At 60.3% G+C, this 17,984-nt stretch carries 15 protein-coding genes; 5 read left to right on the forward strand and 10 right to left on the reverse strand.

All coding sequences use genetic code 11. From position 1 onward, the window contains the following. Positions 1-58: 58 nt before the first annotated feature. From V2I08_RS14885 to hisG, 7 genes are all read right to left on the reverse strand, one after another. The gene (locus V2I08_RS14885; protein WP_349635827.1) at positions 59-1,054 is read right to left on the reverse strand and encodes a sensor domain-containing diguanylate cyclase; all 996 of its coding nucleotides are present in this window, start codon (positions 1,052-1,054) and stop codon (positions 59-61) included. A gap of 209 nt (positions 1,055-1,263) precedes the next feature. Continuing rightward, a complete protein-coding gene (locus V2I08_RS14890) occupies positions 1,264-3,225 on the reverse strand; it encodes an alpha/beta fold hydrolase (protein ID WP_349635828.1) in 1,962 nt (653 codons plus the stop codon). 99 nt (positions 3,226-3,324) lie between these two features. Beyond that, entirely contained in the window at positions 3,325-5,448 is a 2,124-nt protein-coding gene (locus V2I08_RS14895) for a sodium-translocating pyrophosphatase (RefSeq protein ID WP_349635829.1), read from the reverse strand. Between the two features lie 364 nt (positions 5,449-5,812). Beyond that, on the reverse strand, positions 5,813-6,724 hold the full coding sequence (gene thiL, locus V2I08_RS14900) for a thiamine-phosphate kinase (RefSeq protein WP_349635830.1): 912 nt from the start codon (positions 6,722-6,724) through the stop codon (positions 5,813-5,815). A gap of 121 nt (positions 6,725-6,845) precedes the next feature. Further along, a complete protein-coding gene (gene nusB, locus V2I08_RS14905) occupies positions 6,846-7,292 on the reverse strand; it encodes a transcription antitermination factor NusB (protein ID WP_037472088.1) in 447 nt (148 codons plus the stop codon). A gap of 21 nt (positions 7,293-7,313) precedes the next feature. Further along, positions 7,314-8,603, reverse strand: a complete 1,290-nt coding sequence (gene hisD, locus V2I08_RS14910) for a histidinol dehydrogenase (RefSeq protein ID WP_349635831.1) — start codon at positions 8,601-8,603, stop codon at positions 7,314-7,316. A gap of 147 nt (positions 8,604-8,750) precedes the next feature. Continuing rightward, positions 8,751-9,413, reverse strand: a complete 663-nt coding sequence (hisG, locus tag V2I08_RS14915) for an ATP phosphoribosyltransferase (RefSeq protein ID WP_349635832.1) — start codon at positions 9,411-9,413, stop codon at positions 8,751-8,753. Positions 9,414-9,499: 86 nt separating this feature from the next. Here hisG and V2I08_RS14920 point away from each other — a divergent pair, with 86 nt between their 5' ends. Next, on the forward strand, positions 9,500-9,868 hold the full coding sequence (locus V2I08_RS14920) for a hypothetical protein (protein WP_349635833.1): 369 nt from the start codon (positions 9,500-9,502) through the stop codon (positions 9,866-9,868). Positions 9,869-10,055: 187 nt separating this feature from the next. Here the strand turns inward: V2I08_RS14920 and V2I08_RS14925 are convergent, their stop codons facing one another. Both V2I08_RS14925 and V2I08_RS14930 read right to left on the reverse strand, forming a co-directional pair. Beyond that, positions 10,056-10,352 (reverse strand): hypothetical protein, encoded by a 297-nt coding sequence (locus V2I08_RS14925; protein ID WP_349635834.1) that lies wholly within the window; start codon positions 10,350-10,352, stop codon positions 10,056-10,058. A gap of 1 nt (position 10,353) precedes the next feature. Next, positions 10,354-10,893, reverse strand: a complete 540-nt coding sequence (locus tag V2I08_RS14930) for an antirestriction protein ArdA (RefSeq protein WP_349635835.1) — start codon at positions 10,891-10,893, stop codon at positions 10,354-10,356. Between the two features lie 319 nt (positions 10,894-11,212). Between V2I08_RS14930 and V2I08_RS14935 the strand changes: the two genes are divergently transcribed. From V2I08_RS14935 to V2I08_RS14950, 4 genes are all read left to right on the forward strand, one after another. Then, positions 11,213-11,485 carry a hypothetical protein gene (locus V2I08_RS14935; RefSeq protein ID WP_349635836.1) on the forward strand — a complete coding sequence of 91 codons (273 nt, stop codon included), beginning with the start codon at positions 11,213-11,215 and terminating at the stop codon, positions 11,483-11,485. Continuing rightward, complete coding sequence (locus V2I08_RS14940) at positions 11,482-11,961, forward strand: hypothetical protein (protein WP_349635837.1); 480 nt, start codon at positions 11,482-11,484, stop codon at positions 11,959-11,961. Before V2I08_RS14935 ends, V2I08_RS14940 begins: the two co-directional genes overlap by 4 nt. Positions 11,962-11,985: 24 nt before the next feature. Continuing rightward, a complete protein-coding gene (locus V2I08_RS14945) occupies positions 11,986-12,759 on the forward strand; it encodes a hypothetical protein (protein WP_349635838.1) in 774 nt (257 codons plus the stop codon). Positions 12,760-13,138: 379 nt separating this feature from the next. Beyond that, on the forward strand, positions 13,139-14,950 hold the full coding sequence (locus V2I08_RS14950; protein ID WP_349635839.1) for a ClpXP protease specificity-enhancing factor SspB: 1,812 nt from the start codon (positions 13,139-13,141) through the stop codon (positions 14,948-14,950). On the opposite strand, the gene V2I08_RS14955 is transcribed toward V2I08_RS14950, so the two are convergent. Continuing rightward, the coding region (locus tag V2I08_RS14955; protein ID WP_349635840.1) for an NACHT domain-containing protein at positions 14,951-17,984 on the reverse strand (3,034 nt) is incomplete at its 5' end.

The following is a 17,984-nucleotide window of genomic DNA, read 5'->3' on the forward strand; positions in this document are numbered from 1 at the left end:
ATTGCGGGCGGGATCAGGCCGGATTTCAGTCCATTTTGAACCTGTTACGCCGGGCCAATCAGGCGGCGCGGGCGGCTTCTATCGGGGCCAGAACAGCTTGGTTGCGCCCCGCACGTTTGGCCTGGTAGAGCGCGGTGTCAGCGGCCGAAAGCCAGGCCTCGCTCGACATGCGGCCTGCGCCGATCGTTGCGACGCCGAAACTGGCGGTGACATGCAGCGGGGGATTGTTGGTGATTTCGAACCGCTCGATCGCAGAGCGTATCCGGTTGGCGACGGCCAGTGCGTCTGCATCCCGCGTATCAGGCAGCAGCAGGCCGAATTCCTCGCCACCGATCCGGCCGAACGCATCGCTGGGGCGGGACAGGCCTTTGCAGAGCGCCGCGACCGCTTCGATCACGCGGTCGCCCGCCGGATGACCATAGCGGTCGTTGATCTGCTTGAAATGGTCGATGTCGAGCAGGACCAGGGCGGCCGGGCGGCGGTGGCGGGTGAAAAGCGCGATCCGCTTGTCGAGTTCGGCGATGAAGGCGCGCCGGGTCAGCGCCCCGCTCAGATGGTCACGCTCGGCCAGCAGGCGCAATTCCATCTGTTCCACGACGATGGGGGCAAGGCCTTTGAGCACGTCCATCTGTTCGGTCGAAAAGGTGCGCGGACGGATGTCGATGGCGCAAAGCGATCCCAGATTATGGCCGTCGGGCGTGCGCAACGGCACCCCGGCATAGCTGCGGATATGCGGTTCGCCCGTGACGAGCGGATTATCGCAAAAGCGGGGATCTTCCTGCGCGTCGGTGATGACGAGCGGTTCGTCCTGGCGAATGGTATGGTCGCAAAAAGCCATGCTGCGCGCGGTTTCGGCTATGTCGAGGCCAGTGATCGATTTGAACCATTGGCGTTCGGCATCGACCAGCGACACGGCGGAAATGGGCACATCGAACAATGTCCGCACCAGATCGGTGACCTTGTCAAACGCGCCTTCGGGCGGCGTGTCCAAAATGCCATAGCGTTGCAGCGCCGCAATTCGGGCCGGTTCGTCAAAGAATGTGGCACATGACATTTTACGGCACCCGGTCATCAAACAAGGCCATGCCGGTTTGCGCATGGCGGGGAAATCCGGCGTGGCCTGCGCCCGCCCACCGACCGATATAGATCAAAGTGCCCCTCGGCTCTGAACAAAGGGTTAAGAAGGGCGTCCTTTGGTCGCTAGTATCCTTTTGGTTGAGCCGTGTGTCTCCTATCAGCATATGTCGGCCAGCGCCCTTGAAATCAGGCGGGGTTATGCTCTTTCAGGAAGGCGTCGAGCTTTTCGAGAAATTCCAGCCGATCCGCTTCACGCGAGAAATGATGATCGGCCAGCGGCTGTTCAACATAGATATAGTCCCGTCCCGCGACCTTTCCGGCGGCCTTGAGCTTTTCCGCCATCTCGCGCGACTGGCTCACCTGGACGCGGCGATCTTTCTTGCCGTGCATCAGCAGAATGGGCGTGGCGAATTGTCCGGCGAAGTGGATCGGCGAGACGGCGGCGAAATCGGGGGCCTGCTCCTTCATCCAATCCTTGCGCGTGCTATGATAGAGGAAACGTCGATCATAGCGCATCATGGCAGCGAGATCGGACACGCCCGCATAGGATATGGCGCAACGATATTTGGCGGCATCGCGCTGGGCCGCGCGCATCGCGGCATAGCCGCCATAGGAGGCGCCAGCCATGCACACCCGCTTGGGATCGGCAATGCCCTGCTTGACCGCCCAATCGACCGCGTCATTGAGATCGTCCTGCATGGCAAGGCCCCATTGTCCTTCGCCCTTTTCCGCAAAGGCGCTGCCATAGCCCGATGAACCGCGATAATTGGGCTGCAGCACGGCATAGCCGCGCCACGCCAGGAACTGGACCCACCAGTCCCACTCCTCCGCATCGCGGGCGAAGGGGCCGCCATGGGGCATCAGGATGAACGGCAGATTCTTCGCATCCCGTCCTGCCGGAACCGTCAGCACGGCGGCAATCTCCAGCCCGTCGCGCGCCTTGTAGCGGATGGTCTTGACGGGTGCGAGGCGGGTCTTGGTGGTGAAGCGGTCACTGACGCGCGACAGAACGCTCATCGCACCGGCGTCGGTATCATAATAATAATAAGCGCCGGGCTGATCGGCGGTGCCGACATGCACGACCATGCGCTGGCCGTTACGGCTGGTGGACACGATGCGCGCGCGCCGATCGCCGACCGCCTTGTCGATATCCGCCTGAATCTTCGCCAGATTGGCATCGAACCAGTGCACGGCGGGCGCGTCGGCGGTATAGCGAACGCCCGCGACACCCGTGCCCGCCGCATCTTCGGTGATGCCGCCCAGATCAAAGCCCGGAACCGAAAATATCTTGCTGCCTAGTTCCAGCGTGGCGAGATTCAGTTCGTAGAGCGCATCGGTGCCTTCGCGATCATCGCTGGCGATCGCCTTGCCCGGATCGGCCGTGAAAAGAAGCGGCACCACGAGTGATTCGTCGCGGCGGCGATCGGCACGATCCACGACGCGGAAAGTGGCGCGCCCGTCCGGGCGATAGAGCAGCTTGCTGGTCCGAGTGTTGTCATTATACCCCACGCCCATGCGCACCGCGCCGGTGGCGTCGGCATACCAGTTTCGTACATATTGGCGTGGCGCAATCACCCCGTGCATCTTGCCGGTGCTGACGTCGATCTCATCCACCTTCGGCCAGAAACCGGGGTCGCTGTAAAAGATCGACGTCTGGTAAGAGAGCAGGATGCGTGGCGTGCCATCGCGCGCGACCCAGATGACGTCATCGGCATTTTGCGCGGCGGCCGATTTGGCGAGCATGTTGATCTTGCTGCCGTCGCGCTTAACGCTGGCGACGCGGCTGACATACCAGGGCATGCCCTGGACATTGCTTTCCGCGCCGATGCCCGCGATCAGCCACTCATCATTGACCCACTGCCACCAGTTGAGGTCATTATCGCCCACGGCAATCGAACGGACGCGGTTTGGGCCATCATGCACATCGGCGATGACCAGCAATTGTTCGCCATTGACCGCAACGCGGCTGGCAATGTGGAGCCCGTCGGGCGAGAGCGCCGGGGCATGCATCAAAGGCAGCGCGGCGAAATCCTTGATGGTCCAGCCCGGCGCTTCGGCAGGAGGCGGCGTTGAAGATGGCGCCTGGGCTGACACTGCCGACGCAAGAAAAAGCGCGCCACCCAGCAGCGACGTGAACATAGCCTTCATCGATTCCCCCAGCCAGATCGACCCCGCCCCAGGGAATAGGGCGGGGCCGGCGCGGCGTCATCTGCTTTTTTTGCGGATTATCCGTCGGTTGAGGTCAATCTAACCGCCATGCGCCAGCGCGGCGAGTAGCAGCAGCGCGACGATGTTGGTGATCTTGATCATCGGGTTGACCGCTGGCCCGGCGGTATCCTTATAGGGGTCGCCCACCGTGTCGCCGGTCACGGCTGCCTTATGGGCTTCGCTGCCCTTGCCGCCATGATGGCCATCCTCGATATATTTCTTCGCATTGTCCCATGCGCCGCCGCCCGATGTCATCGACAGCGCGACGAACAGGCCGGAGACGATGACGCCCAGCAACAGCGCACCCAGCGCCGCAAAGCCGTTGGAGACGCCCGCAACCGCCGAGATGGCGAAATAGACCACGATCGGGGCCAGCACCGGCAACAGGCTGGGGACGATCATTTCCTTGATCGCGGCCTTCGTCACCAGATCGACGGTGCGGGCATAGTCGGGCTTGCTGGTGCCATCCATGATGCCCTTATTCTCGGCAAATTGCGCGCGGACATCCTTGACCACGTCGCCCGCCGCGCGGCCCACGGCGGTCATCCCCATCGCGCCGAACAGATAGGGCAGCAGTGCGCCCAGCAGCAGGCCGACGATGACATAGGGGTTGGAGAGGCTGAAATCGACCGGCGCAGTGAGGCCGAGCGCGCTGTTATAATATTTCAAATCCTCGGTATAAGCCCCGAACAGCACGAGCGCGGCAAGACCCGCCGAGCCGATAGCATAGCCCTTCGTCACCGCCTTGGTCGTGTTGCCCACCGCGTCCAGTGCGTCGGTCTTGACCCGGACGCTATCGTCGAGATGCGCCATTTCGGCGATGCCGCCCGCATTGTCGGTCACAGGGCCATAAGCGTCGAGCGCCACGACCATGCCCGCAAGCGCCAGCATGGCGGTGGCGGCGAAGGCGATGCCGATGAGGCCGGCCAGTTGATGCGCGACGATGATGCCGATGACGATCACCAGCGTCGGCAGGGCGGTGGATTCCAGGCTGATCGCCAGACCTTGAATGACGTTGGTGCCGTGGCCTGTTTCGGACGCCTTGGCGATGGAGCGGACCGGGCGATAATTGGTGCCGGTATAATATTCGGTGATGACCACCAAAAGCCCGGTGACGGCGAGGCCCACCATCATCGACCAGAATAGCGCCATGCCGGTATAGCCGCCTACGCCATCCAGGTCCGCACCGAACACGGCGTTCATGTCCCCCAGTGTGCGCCAGGTGACATAATAGATGGCGGGGATGGAGAGCAAAGCTGTGGTCCAGAAGCCCTTGTAGAGCGCGCCCATGATCGACTGGCTGGAGCCAAGCCGCACCATATAGGTGCCGATGATCGAGGTGATGATGCACACGCCGCCCACGATCAGCGGCAGCGCCATCAGGTTGAGCAACACGGCATTGCTGACGCCGGTGACGAGCAGCGCGGTCAGCACCATGGTTGCGCCGATGGTAACGACATAGGTTTCGAACAGGTCGGCGGCCATACCTGCGCAATCGCCGACATTGTCGCCGACATTATCGGCGATGACGGCGGGGTTGCGGGGGTCGTCTTCGGGGATGCCGGCTTCGACCTTGCCCACCAGGTCCGCGCCGACATCGGCTGCCTTGGTGAAGATGCCGCCGCCCAGCCGCGCGAAGATGGAGATGAGCGATGCACCGAACGCCAGCGCGACGAGGCTGTCGATGACGAGACGGTCGTCGGGCGCGTAACCCGAAGGGCCGGTCAGATACCAGAAGAAGACGCTGATCGCGAGCAAGGCGAGGCCCGCCACCAGCATGCCGGTGATCGCGCCTGCCCTGAACGCCACCGTCAGCCCGCTTTGCAGCGTGCCGCGACAGGCTTCGGCGGTGCGGACATTAGCGCGAACGGAGATGTTCATGCCGATGAAACCCGCCGCCCCCGACAGGATCGCGCCGATCAGGAAGGCGATGGCGGATGTGACGCCCAAGAAGAGCAGGACCAGCGCGGCCACGACCACGCCGACGATGGCGATGGTGGTATATTGGCGGCCGAGATAGGCTCTCGCCCCCTCCTGAATCGCGCCCGCGATCTGCTGCATGGTGGCGTTGCCTGCAGGCGCGCTTAGCACCTGTCGGCTGGTGAACAGGCCATAGAGGATGGCCAACAGGCCACACCCTATGGCGATATAGACGATCTGCATGCTTGTTCCTCTCCCCCTGTTATGGCTGTCATCGGCCGCTCCGCAGGGAATGACGGGCGAACGAAAGGCGCAGGGGCGGGCCGCCGGACGGGTTGGGTCCGGCATCGGTCACCGCGTTGATCAGCAGTGGGCACACGCACATAAGCGGTCCAAACGGGCTGAGAATAGGGTGAAGCGAAGCTACAGGGTAGAAGGCGTGCGTCAAGCCCTTCCTCCCCGCTTGGCGGGGAGGGGGACCATGCCCGAAGGGCGTGGTGGAGGGGGCTATCGGCGCAATGCGGTGCCAGGGGCTAGCCCCCTCCGTCAGGCTTCGCCTGTTCAACAGAGGCACGTGACTCTGTTGAACTCCCCGTACCGGGGAGGATTAATGTTCCCAGCCAAGCCGGTCGGGCAACGGCACGATGGCACCGTCGATCATCAGGGTGAGGCCCGCGCCCGCGCTGACATGGCCGACGGGAATGGCGCGCACCGGGGGAGCCAGCCCACGCGGCATCGCGAAAAGCAGTTCATAATCATCACCCGCGCGGGCGGCGGCGATCTGGACCGCGGTGCTGGCCCCGCGCGCCTTTTCGAGCGCCGGGGAAAGGGGGATATGGTCGATGATGATCGCGACGCCGCTGGCCTGGCCCATGCGCTGCGTGTCGATCAACAGTCCGTCCGACAGGTCCATCATGGCGCTGGCGTGGGGGGCAAGGAGCGCGCCTTCGGCCAGGCGCGGGCGCGGGCGGCGATAAGCATCGACCAGTGGGCCGGACGCGGCCGCATCGGCACGGGCGAGATCAAGGCCAATGCCCGCGTCGCCGACCGGACCAGTGACGTAGAGGATATCGCCCGGCTGCGCGCCGTTCCGCGTGGGAATGGGGCCGGTTGCCTCCCCGATGGCGGTCAGGCTGTAGCTGCGCGCGCTGGCGAGCGGCATGGCGACAGTATCGCCGCCGAGTAGCGGCATGGCGTGGCGATCGAGCGCTTCGCCCAGCCCCGCGATGAAGGCCGCGTCCCAGTCTTCGTCGCCCGACAGCGCATAGTTGAGCAGGCAGCCGACCGGCCGCGCGCCCTTCGCCGCCAGATCGGACAGGTTCACCGCGGCGAGTTTCCAGCCGATATCGGCGGGCGGGTCGGTGGGGAGATAATGGACGCCCTCGACCATCGTGTCGCTGGTCAGGATCAGGCGCGTGTCGCCAACGGGTAGGATCGCGACATCATCCATCAACCCTTGCGCGGCGGGATCGTTCGCCAGCAGGCGCAACAGGGTGAGGAAGCGGGATTCGGCGGACATGGCAGGAGTCTAACCTTCTCACCGCTGATCCGAAATGCTTTCCTCCGTTCGTTTCGAGCGAAGTCGAGAAACGCCGCGCGCAGGTTTCTCGACTTCGCTCGAAACGAACGGAGGGCGGTGATTACGCCCGCACATCCTTGGCCACGCCATCAAGCAGGCCGTTGACGAAGCCCGATTCGCGCTTGTCGTAAAAGGCGTGGGCGACATCGACATATTCGCTGATGACCGTGCCGGTGCCGACATCGGCGCGGGCGAGCAATTCATAGGTGCCTGCGCGCAATATCTGGCGCATCGGCTTGTCGAGCCGGTCGAGGCTCCAGCCGCTCGACAGGCGGGCGGCGATCAGCGCGTCGATCTCGTCGCGGCGCTTGTCCACGCCGGACACGACATCGTCGAAAAACGACTGTTCGGCCGGGGCATAGGTCACATCCTCGATCGTTGCGCCAAGGCGATGGGTGTGAAATTCATGCAGCAGGATGTGGAGCGGCGTGCCCTCCATTTCGAGCTGGTAGAGCGCCTGGACCGCGGCAAGGCGCGCAGCGGAGCGGGATTTGGATCGTTCGTTCATCGGATGCCCCCTACGCCTGTGTTACTTCAGGCGCAACGCCACGGATGCGGCATGGGCGGGCAAGCCTTCCGCTTCCGCCAGCGCGACCGCCGCCGGGCCGATCGCGCCGATGGATGCCTGATCGAGGCTCAGGAAGCTGGTGCGCTTCATGAAGTCCAGCACCGAGAGGCCCGACGAAAAGCGCGCGCGGCGGCCGGTGGGCAGGACGTGGTTCGGCCCGGCGACATAATCGCCGACCGCTTCGGGCGTCATGCGACCCAAGAACACCGAGCCTGCGTGACGCACCTTGGCGAACAGCGCGTCGGGATCATCCACCGCCAGTTCGAGATGTTCGGCGGCGAGCCGGTTGACCAGCGGCATCGCCTCTTCGAAATCGCGCACGACGATGATCGCGCCATTGGCTTCCCAACTGGTGGTCGCGACGGCCTGCGTCGACAGTAGCGGCAGGCGGCGCTGCACGGCTTGTTCGACCGCGTCGGCAAAAGCGGCATCGTCGGTAAAGAGGATCGACTGGCTGGTCGGGTCATGTTCCGACTGGCTGAGCAGGTCAGCGGCGATCCAGTCGGGATCATTCTTGGCATCAGCGACGATCAGGATTTCCGATGGGCCTGCAACCATGTCGATGCCGACCACGCCGTAAAGCTGCCGCTTGGCTTCGGCGACCCAGGCATTGCCGGGGCCGGTGATGACGTCCACCGGCGCGATCCGGTCGGTGCCATAGGCAAGCGCGGCGACAGCCTGCGCCCCGCCGACACGCCAGATTTCCTCGATCCCTGCAATCTGCGCGGCGGCCAGCACCAGCGGGTTGATCTCGCCATTCGGCGTCGGCGTCACCATCGCGATACGGCTAACGCCCGCGACCTTGGCCGGTATGACGTTCATCAGCAGCGAGCTGGGATAGGCGGCGCGGCCACCGGGGACATAAAGGCCCGCGGCGTCCACGGCGCTCCACCGCGCGCCGAGGCGCACGCCGTCGCTGTCCACGCCGTCGCTGTCCACCGGACGCTGCTTTTCATGATAGGCGGTGATGCGCGCGGCGGCGAGTTCGAGCGCGTCGCGCAAGGTCGTGGAAATGCCGTCGAGCGCAGCGCGGCATTCGGCGGGCGTCACCGCCCATCCGCTGACGTTCAGGTCGTGCCGGTCGAAGCGTTGTGTATAGTCCGCCAGCGCCGCATCGCCGCCCGCGCGCACGGCCTTGAGGATCGCGGTGACATCGCGCGAGACATCGTCATCAGCCTCGCGGCGCGCATCGACCAATGTGGTGAAGGCGGCGGCGAAGTCGGGCGAGGTGGTGGTAAGGCGTTGGGTCATGGTGTTTATCCCCCCTCCCTTTCAAGGGAGGGGACGGGGGTGGGTGGCGAGCGAAGCGAGCTAGCCGACATCTCGATAGGGCGGATGCTCCCTCCGGTCGCGACCCACCCCAACCCCTCCCTTAAAAGGGAGGGGCGATTTCCTTTTTCACGCCGCATCCTTGACCCCCACAGCCCGACGAAACGCCTCGACCATCGGCGCGAGTTCCGCCGAGCGCATCTTATAGGCAGCACGGTTGACGATCAGGCGGGCGGAGATCGGCATGATGATGTCAGTTTCGACGAGGCCATTGGCCTTCAGCGTCGCACCCGACGAGACGAGATCGACGATCCGGCGCGAAAGCCCCAGCGAAGGCGCCAATTCCATCGCGCCGTTGAGCTTCACACATTCCGCCTGCAGCCCGCGCGCTTCATAATATTTGCGCGTCAGGTGCGGATATTTGGTGGCGACGCGGACATGGCTGATCGCGGCTTCATCTTCGTCGGCGGCGTCGGCGGGCTGGGCGACCGACAGGCGGCAATGGCCGATGTCGAGGTCCACCGGCGCGTAGAGTTCGGAATAGTCGAACTCTTCCACCACGTCCGATCCGACGATGCCGATCTGCGCCGCGCCATGGGCGACGAAGGTGGCGACGTCGAACGCGCGCACGCGAATGATCGACACGTCGGGGCGGTTGGTGGCGAAGCGCAGCGCCCGGCTTTTCTTGTCATGAAACTCCGCCTCCGGCTCGATACCGGCTTTGGCGAGCAAGGGCAGCGCTTCATCGAGGATGCGGCCCTTGGGAATGGCGAAGGTGAGGGTGCGAGTCATGACGCGCGGGCCTTAGCCGGGCGCGGGGGGCAGGGCAAGGATTTGGGGGGTGGAGAAGCGGTGGGCTTCGCTATATTGCTTAGGGCATGCCCTATCAACCACCTGAGTTCGGAATTCGCACTTTAGCCAATATGGCCGGATGTATTGTGGCGATCCCTCTGTTGCCGGTTTTTCTTGTGGTGAAGCTGGTCATGATACCGTTCGAGAAGCCAAGAAATCTCTCGCCAGAGCAAGTCGTCGACTATCTCAAAGGCTTTCTGGACGGAACCGATGGACCATGGGACTGGGACAACTTCACCACTAGACCTGTTGCTGACCCACAACTTGACGATATCAGAGATCGCGTTGCGGCTCTTGATGTTCCGCTGAGTGACGCGGATATTGGCCCGCTGGAGGCGCTACTTGCCGAAGCTGAGGCCATTGCCGCAGCAGATTCCAACGGTTTCATACGATAATTATCGTCATCCCCGCGCAAAGAAAAAGCTAAAATAAGCCGCTGTTTCTATACATAAAAATAGAGCTTAATTGGCCTGTGCAGAAACTGTGCAGGCCGCCTCTCTCCTTTTGTGCAGGTTGTGGTGTTTTTATCACGGGCTGCTTGGGTGTCCAGCGAAACCGTAAGGCGCTCCACAGGCCCGCGTTTTACGCGAACAAGTCCCCCTGCTTGCTGGCTTCGACATAGGCGCGCCATTCGGGGTTCGTCGCTGCTTCTTCATCCAGCCATGCGATGACCTGTGCCACCACGTCGCCGCCCAGCGCCTCAATGGTTCCGGGCCGGTGGAAATGCGAACGGTAGCCGGTGGCGGTAATGGGCAGCGCTGCACCGCGCGGTTCGACGCTACGAATCACCAGATGGGCAATCACATTCCATTTGAGGGGCGTATAACTGGCTTCGATCCCGATGTCCTGCCATACAAAGCGGTAGGTCTGCGGTTCCATGTCAGCCCCCCGCGAATACATGCACGACGTCCCACGCGGTTTGCACCGTGAAAAGATCGCCGTTGATTTCAGCATCGCGGGCCATAGCTTGATAGTCGATATAGTAGCGCAGCGCGTGGGGGATGGCGGTGGTTTCCTCCGTCAGCTCCTGCACATAATCGGCAAGGCTGGGATAAGTGCCAAGGTGGCGATCCTCCAACGCTTCGCGGGCTTCCTCAAGATCACCGCTGCAATGATCCAACAGCGCCGCGCCCAATGCCCCATGCTCTGCGATGAAGCTGGCCAGTTCCGCCACGGTGTCGAGGCTCGCATGTTCGCTGATGCGAACGCCGCCGAACCCCTCATGGTCATGGATGGCCCATTCTTCGGCCCCGGCGATGGGCGACGCGGCCAGCATGGCGGCGACCTCATCCCATAGCGCCCATGCCTCCTGCGCGCCGTCGATCCACGCCCCATGCAGGATGCCTTTGTTATACGCGGCGAGGCACGCGACATAGATACGGGGTTGTTCGGTCTGGCTTGTGGTGATGGTTGCTCCCATAGTTTCCTCCGTTTGGCTTGGGTTTCAGGACGACTCTGAAACCCTGCCCGTCGGCGAGACCGGGGGTGCAAGCGGAGCAAGCGGCTTTGCGGGGAACCGGCTGCACGTAATGCAATGGAGGAAGCTGGGCGAAAGGCGCTTCGCAGCGCGCCGGGGGCTGGCCCTAAGCCGCGTTAGCGATCGAAACCGAAGGCGGAGACTAAAGGCTCCGGGGGCGAAGCGCCGAGAGCGCGTGCCGAAGGCAACGCGTATCCTATCTGGGCTTCCAACACACCCTTGGACTTGATATGTTCCCATCGTCCAGCAATGGAGTTAGAACATGGACGCCAAAAAACACCGTCGATCGATTGCGCTGATGTGCCCCACCTGCGGGCAGAAGGATTTTGAGCGCGACGGCGAGGACGATGCGCCGCTGCGCTGTGTCGGATGCGATCGCCGTTTCACACGCGAAGAACTGATCCGGGAAAACGGCGAGGTCATTGCCGCCGAGGTGGATGAGGTGAAAGCGGAGGTCTTGAGGGACGTGACACAGGAAATGCGGAACGCTTTCAAAAAGACGTTCAGCGGCTCGAAGCATATCCGGTTCAAATGATGGCGCTGTCATTCACGCTATCGGATGTCGCTGCCTTTCTGGCTCTTGTCGTGGCGATCTGGTCAGCGATCCAGACGGGCCGTTTTAACAAGCGACAAAGCGCGTTTGCGGAGACGGCGGAGCGGTTGAATCAGTTACTGATCGACAAGGAGGCATCAGACTCGCAATCGCAGCGGAAAGCGGATGTGAGTGCCACCTTCATCAAGATCGGCAAGAACAATTATCGCCTCAAGGTCTTCAACAAGGGCATGGTGCCTGCTCGAAACGTGCGGCTGGAAATGCTGTCGGGCGAAAGCCTTGTCGGTCAACATGAGTTGCAACAGAAGTTCCCTTTGCAGGTTCTGGAGCGGCACCAATCAGTGGAGCTGATCACGAGTGTCCATCACCAATCCCCTCGGCGTGCGCATGTGCGCCTGCATTGGGATGACGATGCTGGTGAAGCGCACAACAAGGAATTGTGGATCGACGTTTTCTAAAGGGGGTATACTCGCACCGTGATTATGATGTTCGACGAGATCAGGATTGCCGCTGCTCAACAATTCGCGGCGGAACAGAGAAATCCGAATGGCGGCCATGAGTCCACGCCGGAGGAAATTAGCGATGCGGTCGTCAGATTTGCAGATAGCCTCGGCTCGGAGCCTGCCCGCTTCGTGCCTGTCGTGGCGGATGGCTATGGCCTGTTCGGCTGGTGCATTGATGGCGTGAACGAGAAGGTCCGCGCGATGGGGGGAGCGCCGGTATTGGGTTGGGCTATTTGGGAATGGCCGACCGCAATGCTCACCGCCGAATTTCATTGCGTGTGGGCCGATCCGACCGGCGAGCTATTCGACATCACGCCCAAGCCAAAAGGCCAAACGCGCATCGTGTTTGTGCCGGACTACAGTTATCCGGCGAATTTCAATTTCGATGAGCGTCCGCGTAATCGCCGGATGCGCATATGGCCGGATACGGACAAGGCCGCGCTCGCGATTGCTCATGAAGCCGGGCTTTCCGACAGCCAGCGCGCATATGAAAGCCGAAGGGCGACGAAGGCAGGCATTCTCTTGCTGCAATGGCTCGAACGAAAAATTCCCGACGCGCCTATGGTCGTCGCGGTGGATGAAGCTATCGCTGCGTGCGGCGCATTCGAGGAACATTATGATAGCTTGGGAATGTCAGGCCCCATTCGCGTGGATGATCGTTATCACGCGCTTGCAAGGCGACGGGAGGCTGCGCTGAATGCGTTGAAGCTGCTCTGTTCCAAGGGGAATCAGGCAAACGGAGCCGGGAGGTGAGTGACGCTATGACTTCGTTTCATGGGAATGGTGATGCCGGGTTTTGGCTTGAATATACGTGCCCGACTGCCAGCGTCTTCGACTATGGCAGGGGCGGTGACACTGGCCGCTTCATATATCCAGCCTGTTGCGCCAATGTGTGCGAGTCCGGTTTTGCTCGCCTGAGTCGTAAACTGTTCTGGCGGGGCATTAGCGTAATCTCTGCCTTTAGCTTTAGAATAATAGTGGGCAACGCCTTCCTCTTGCCCATCTACTGGTAATCAAGAATGGGAAGCGAACGCCCTTTTTTAGCATACACCAAGCAATTTTATCACCGGCTTGCCATCACGCAGTTTGTTCATAATATGGGTTACAACCGAGGCAAAATCGTTGGAAAATTATGGCGTTTGACTATGATTTTTTGGTCGGCCACGCTGGCCGCTCCGTCGCGCTAGATGTCTTGCGCCGAACCAAGCTGCTAGGAACGCTTCCGGGGAAGCACTATTTTTATCTCACCATCGACCTCACCGTACCGGGTGTGGAGATCCCTGCTCATTTGCGAGCGAAGTATGCGCCTCAGCTAACCTTTGTTCTTCAAAATCTGTTCCGTGAGCTAGTGGTCGAAACAGATCGGTTCGCGGTCACACTTACCTTTTCGGGCGAACCGGCGCGCTTAGAGGTGCCCATCAATGCATTAATGGGCCTTGTCGATCCATCGGAGGATTTCGGGGTTGAGTTTCCCGAAATGACCCCTAGCAGCCTGCGCGAGGCGCATGGCCTTGTTGCTTATGTGGGCGATGCGCTGGCTGTTCTGGAGCCTCTCAACCGCGTCGATTACGGAGCAAGCCTTGATAAGGTACGTCGAGCGGTTCTCGCGTGGACGATGCGGAATGTCGTTCAAGAAACGGGCCTAGCAGGTCCATCCTTCCTAGAACTTATGATCGACAACTATTCGCCCGGAGCCCAGCAAAACATTCTGGGCGCGGTTCATGCCCCCGAGGTCATTCAAAAGATTGATCGAACATGCAGTTCATTTGAGCTTTTGCCCAATATGTTCAGTTACGACAACCAGCATGGTCGTATTTCTTTGCCGCTGGCCGCGATTCGCATGGCGCGATGGGGTGGCGATGGGTTTGTGATGCTGGAAGAAGCTCCCCCGGATGTGATCGAGGTGGACTCCACTTCCGCTGCGGCTCGCTTGCAGATTGACGCGCAACGAGCATCCCGGGCGATAGCGGTGTTCACCTTGCGACAGGCAGCGCTTCTCGGGCGCCTGCCCTTTGGCCATCATTTCTACATCAAGTTTCTCACGCATTTTCCCGGCGTGGTCATTTCGGATGACCTCGCAGTACGTCATCCGCACGATATGACGGTCGTTATTCAGAACAGCTATGACGAACCCGCGTGTGATAACGACGCTTTTCTCGTCACGCTGAGTTTCGGGGGCGTTGAGCAACGGCTCCGAATCCCGTTTTTATCGATTCTCTCCTTCAGAGACCCGGATGCCGGTTTTGACAGCGCGTTTCTCGAAGTTGACCCTAGCAACGCCGGTCGTGACCAAAAATTCTTGGATGCCGCCCTTGCACGCATAGGACAACCTTCCGCAATCGATGCACTAGACTACATGAAGTTGGAGCAACGCGCCACTCGTGCAGCGGTTGTCGAAACGGTTGAATATTTACGCAACGAACAGCAGCAACTACTGTCCTCTGAGCGCTACGAGGTCACGCACCACAGCGGAATGATATTTGCCATTGATAGTCGGGTGCATGAAACCCTCTCGGTGACAACGGCTGGTATGTCGTGGCAAGACGGTAGCGATCATAGGGAGGTGCAGTTTTCCGACCTGAAGGCTTTTACGGCGCATAGTTCCGTTGGCAGTTTTACTCTAGAGTTTGACAAAAGCAGTGATTTAGACGGATCACCACTTCATGCAATTGAACCGTTTCATTTATATTTGGTAAAACGAGACATCGCGAATAATGCGGGCTCAGTCCACGAAATTAGTGGAAAAGACACTACAGGAAAGAAGGCATATTACTATATATTCGTGCCTCCAGGGCGGGAACGTGAGTTTTTAAGTGCATTTGAAGATGATGATGAGGTCGTCGATCTTGACGAATATGGCATTGTATTGGGATCATATTATGCAGAGGACGTTGATGAGCGTAAAAAGCGGCAATTTTTAGCTCTGTACGATTTCAATAAATGACTATTTACGTAAGGCATCATCGATGATCCACAATATATCCGCCTGCCATTGGGATGATTCGCCGGATGCTCGTAACTGCTGCACCGTTGTACGGTCTGCTTCCCCCAGTAGCGCCATAACTGCTTGAATACGCAAGCGTTCATTCTCGCTAGATAGCAGTTTCGAGAGTTGACGAACCATCTTTGGTTTATCGTTAGTCCCCAATGCAGCCACGATTCTATCCTGAATCGCGCGCTCCGATCGATTGAGGGCGAAATCAATCGCGACGTCGGTGCAATAGATATGATCCACGCCCAATTCCAGGGCGGAAAGAGCTAGAATACCACGCGAGTACCAGTCGTTGGTGTTTCTAAGAGCCGAAAGGATTGCGTTTACATCCTCATCGCGACCGGAATATATGCGCTTTTTCACGGGATTCGCACCGAAGAATTTTTGCCGCCTCGCGTTATCCAACCAATGAAGGTGCGGATCGGCAACCGTGAGGCGAGCGATTTTAGAAAGCATTACCGCCGCTGACCGGTGCGCGAGAGCGGTACGCCTTTTCTCGCCCATCATGCGCGCAAGCGCCTCCCGATCTACAACGTCAGGATCAATCCACGGGCTGATGCCAACACTGGCCATACACAGCCAGTTGAGTGTCCAAGCGGCAAAATCGGCTCGGCTGTCCGCACATTCAAGAAGGGGAAGCATGATACGCACGACGCCTTCTAGCGTGCGCCGTTCTGCTGCTTGCAGAACGTAGGGCTGGGTAGCGAACGCCCAATTGAGCACTTCAAACATTGCCGCGCAGGCGGCGAGTGGATCAGCCCCGGCGATGCGCGAGCGGATGTCGTCAACGAGCGTCGGCTCTTGCAGCCAATCCCGTTGATCGATAGCGCTATGGAGTGACCGGGAAGCGCCGGGCAGCCGGTCGCCATAAAGACCAAGAATGGTTCCCCACGGCTTAGGGCTTAATTCCGGGCCGCCAAAGTCTTCCCGTAGCCTGGCAAATATCTCTTCACTGGTTTCCGGTGTGTCCCCCGGCGCTACCAGTGCGCAACATCGCCGAACGGCTTCCCATGCCTGTTGCCCCCCCGGCGCGCGGCCATGCTGCATGACCTGAAATATGAAGGCCAGATTGTCCGGTTCGGAAGTAGCGCGATCGAGGAATCGACGGGCTGCGGGTTCGGGCATCTCCAGCAGCATCAGGCGAAGTTGGTCCCATCGAGCGAACGGGATGCGCGCTTCTATTGATCCCAGAAGTGCATGGATCGCCTCGTCGGCATCGGGTGATTGCCCCCCGCTGTCAGGCGACCAGTTGCCGAACATGGCTGAGACGCCCAGCCAATCTCTGATCTCATCAATCACGAAGTCATATTGGGCTTCATGATAATAGTCGGGAGGCAATGGTCGGTTACGCAAAAGCCCGCTGTCGATCATCGCGCGGCGATAGGCATCACTGTTTGATTGCCGACCGATTTCAACCGACTGGCCGAGAAAATCGAACGCCCGATCAAGTTCAAACGACAGAAATGGCCCGTCCACCGCCGCGCCAGTGGATTGCAGTGCGCGCAAGGCGATGTGTCCCGCCGGTCGTTCCCAGCCTGAAATGTCGCGCAAGCCGCTGGTAGCAGCCCGTCGTTCGATCAGGACATTCAGCAATGCGCGCGCCAAACTATCATCATGAAAGTCCAGCGCCCGGCCGGATAGATCAAGGTCGGCGGCCAGCAGTTCAAGGAACAGCGGGAGGCGCGTTGCCTGCAACAGGATCGGCGTACGCGAAATCTGTTCGGCAAACTCTCGTGCCCGCTCGTCGGGTTGCGCCACACCAGCATGTGCATACAGAACAGACACCATCCGGTCGCGCTGCGCGATGGAAAGGTCGCTCAACTCAACTTCCAACGCCCGGAAGCTGCCCCGCACGAGACGTCCCTGGCTCCATCGACTGGCCATCATAACCTGGATACGGGGATAGGCGCGTTGCGATTGATCGATCATATCCACGATCAGCCGGGCCATCGCTTGGTCGGTGATCTCATCAAGGCCGTCTATCAGCAACAAGGTGTCACCATGACTGCGTATGTGGCTCAAGATCGCTTCTGGCAGCGTCAATGCCGTATCGCCCAATTCTGGCGAAAGATGCCGTGACGCCTCCCTTATCAGCGCGTCCCACGTGTCCCCGGCTTTCGGCGACTGGAGCCTGCGAAGATCGAGAAAAACCGGAAGCAGGGGGATATCGAGCAATTCATGCGGGGCACTGAGTTCCTCCCATCGATTAGTATCACCGAGCCAGCGTGCCGCATAAGCAAGGGATATCGACCGCAAGAAGCAGGATTTACCGATACCCGCCCGCCCGAAAATGGCGATGCGGTTGCTGACCAGCATATGCGCACCAAGCCTTGTATGCGTATCCTCGCCAATACTGGCACCGGCCTGATTTTCGGATCGCGCTTCGATATTGGTGTTAGCAGGCTCCTCTGCGCCCGGTAGCAACGACCGGGTAAAACTTGGCCGCAGTAGCACCGGCACATAGATCTCCGAAAGCTTCCACCGACCGCCGCTCGGCCCCCAGTCGCCGATTGTGTCCACTCGGTCCCACAAGGCCGATGCCGTTTGGAGATAGGCGGTCAAGACTGAAATACTTTCGTCAGGGCTGCTACCAGCAATACCATCGCCCGATGCAGATGGCCGAACCTGATCAATGGCGTCTGTATCGTTGTGTATTTGTACGAACGTACCCTTCCGAGGCGCGCCCGGCTTTTTCAATTTCAAATATGCGCTGCGAAAGTCAGCTTTCCACACATCGTACGACGGCCTGTCAGCAAAAAATAAATCCTCGACAGGGTTATACTGACTTGGACGCGTCCCCTTCCGCCAGTTTTTCACCGTTGCTGGATCAATATGCCAATCGCCCTCATGTTTCGGCTTGCCCTTCTCTTCAAGCGTGATTTTCTTGCATATTTCCTCAGCATCCCATGCCCAAGTTGGACAGCGCTGGCGGAACGCGCAGTGAACACGAGATCGTAAGTACTTGATTTTGCTAGGGTCGAGTTTG

The organism is Sphingobium sp. MK2, from assembly GCF_040170545.1.
Classification (GTDB): Bacteria; Pseudomonadota; Alphaproteobacteria; order Sphingomonadales; family Sphingomonadaceae; genus Sphingobium.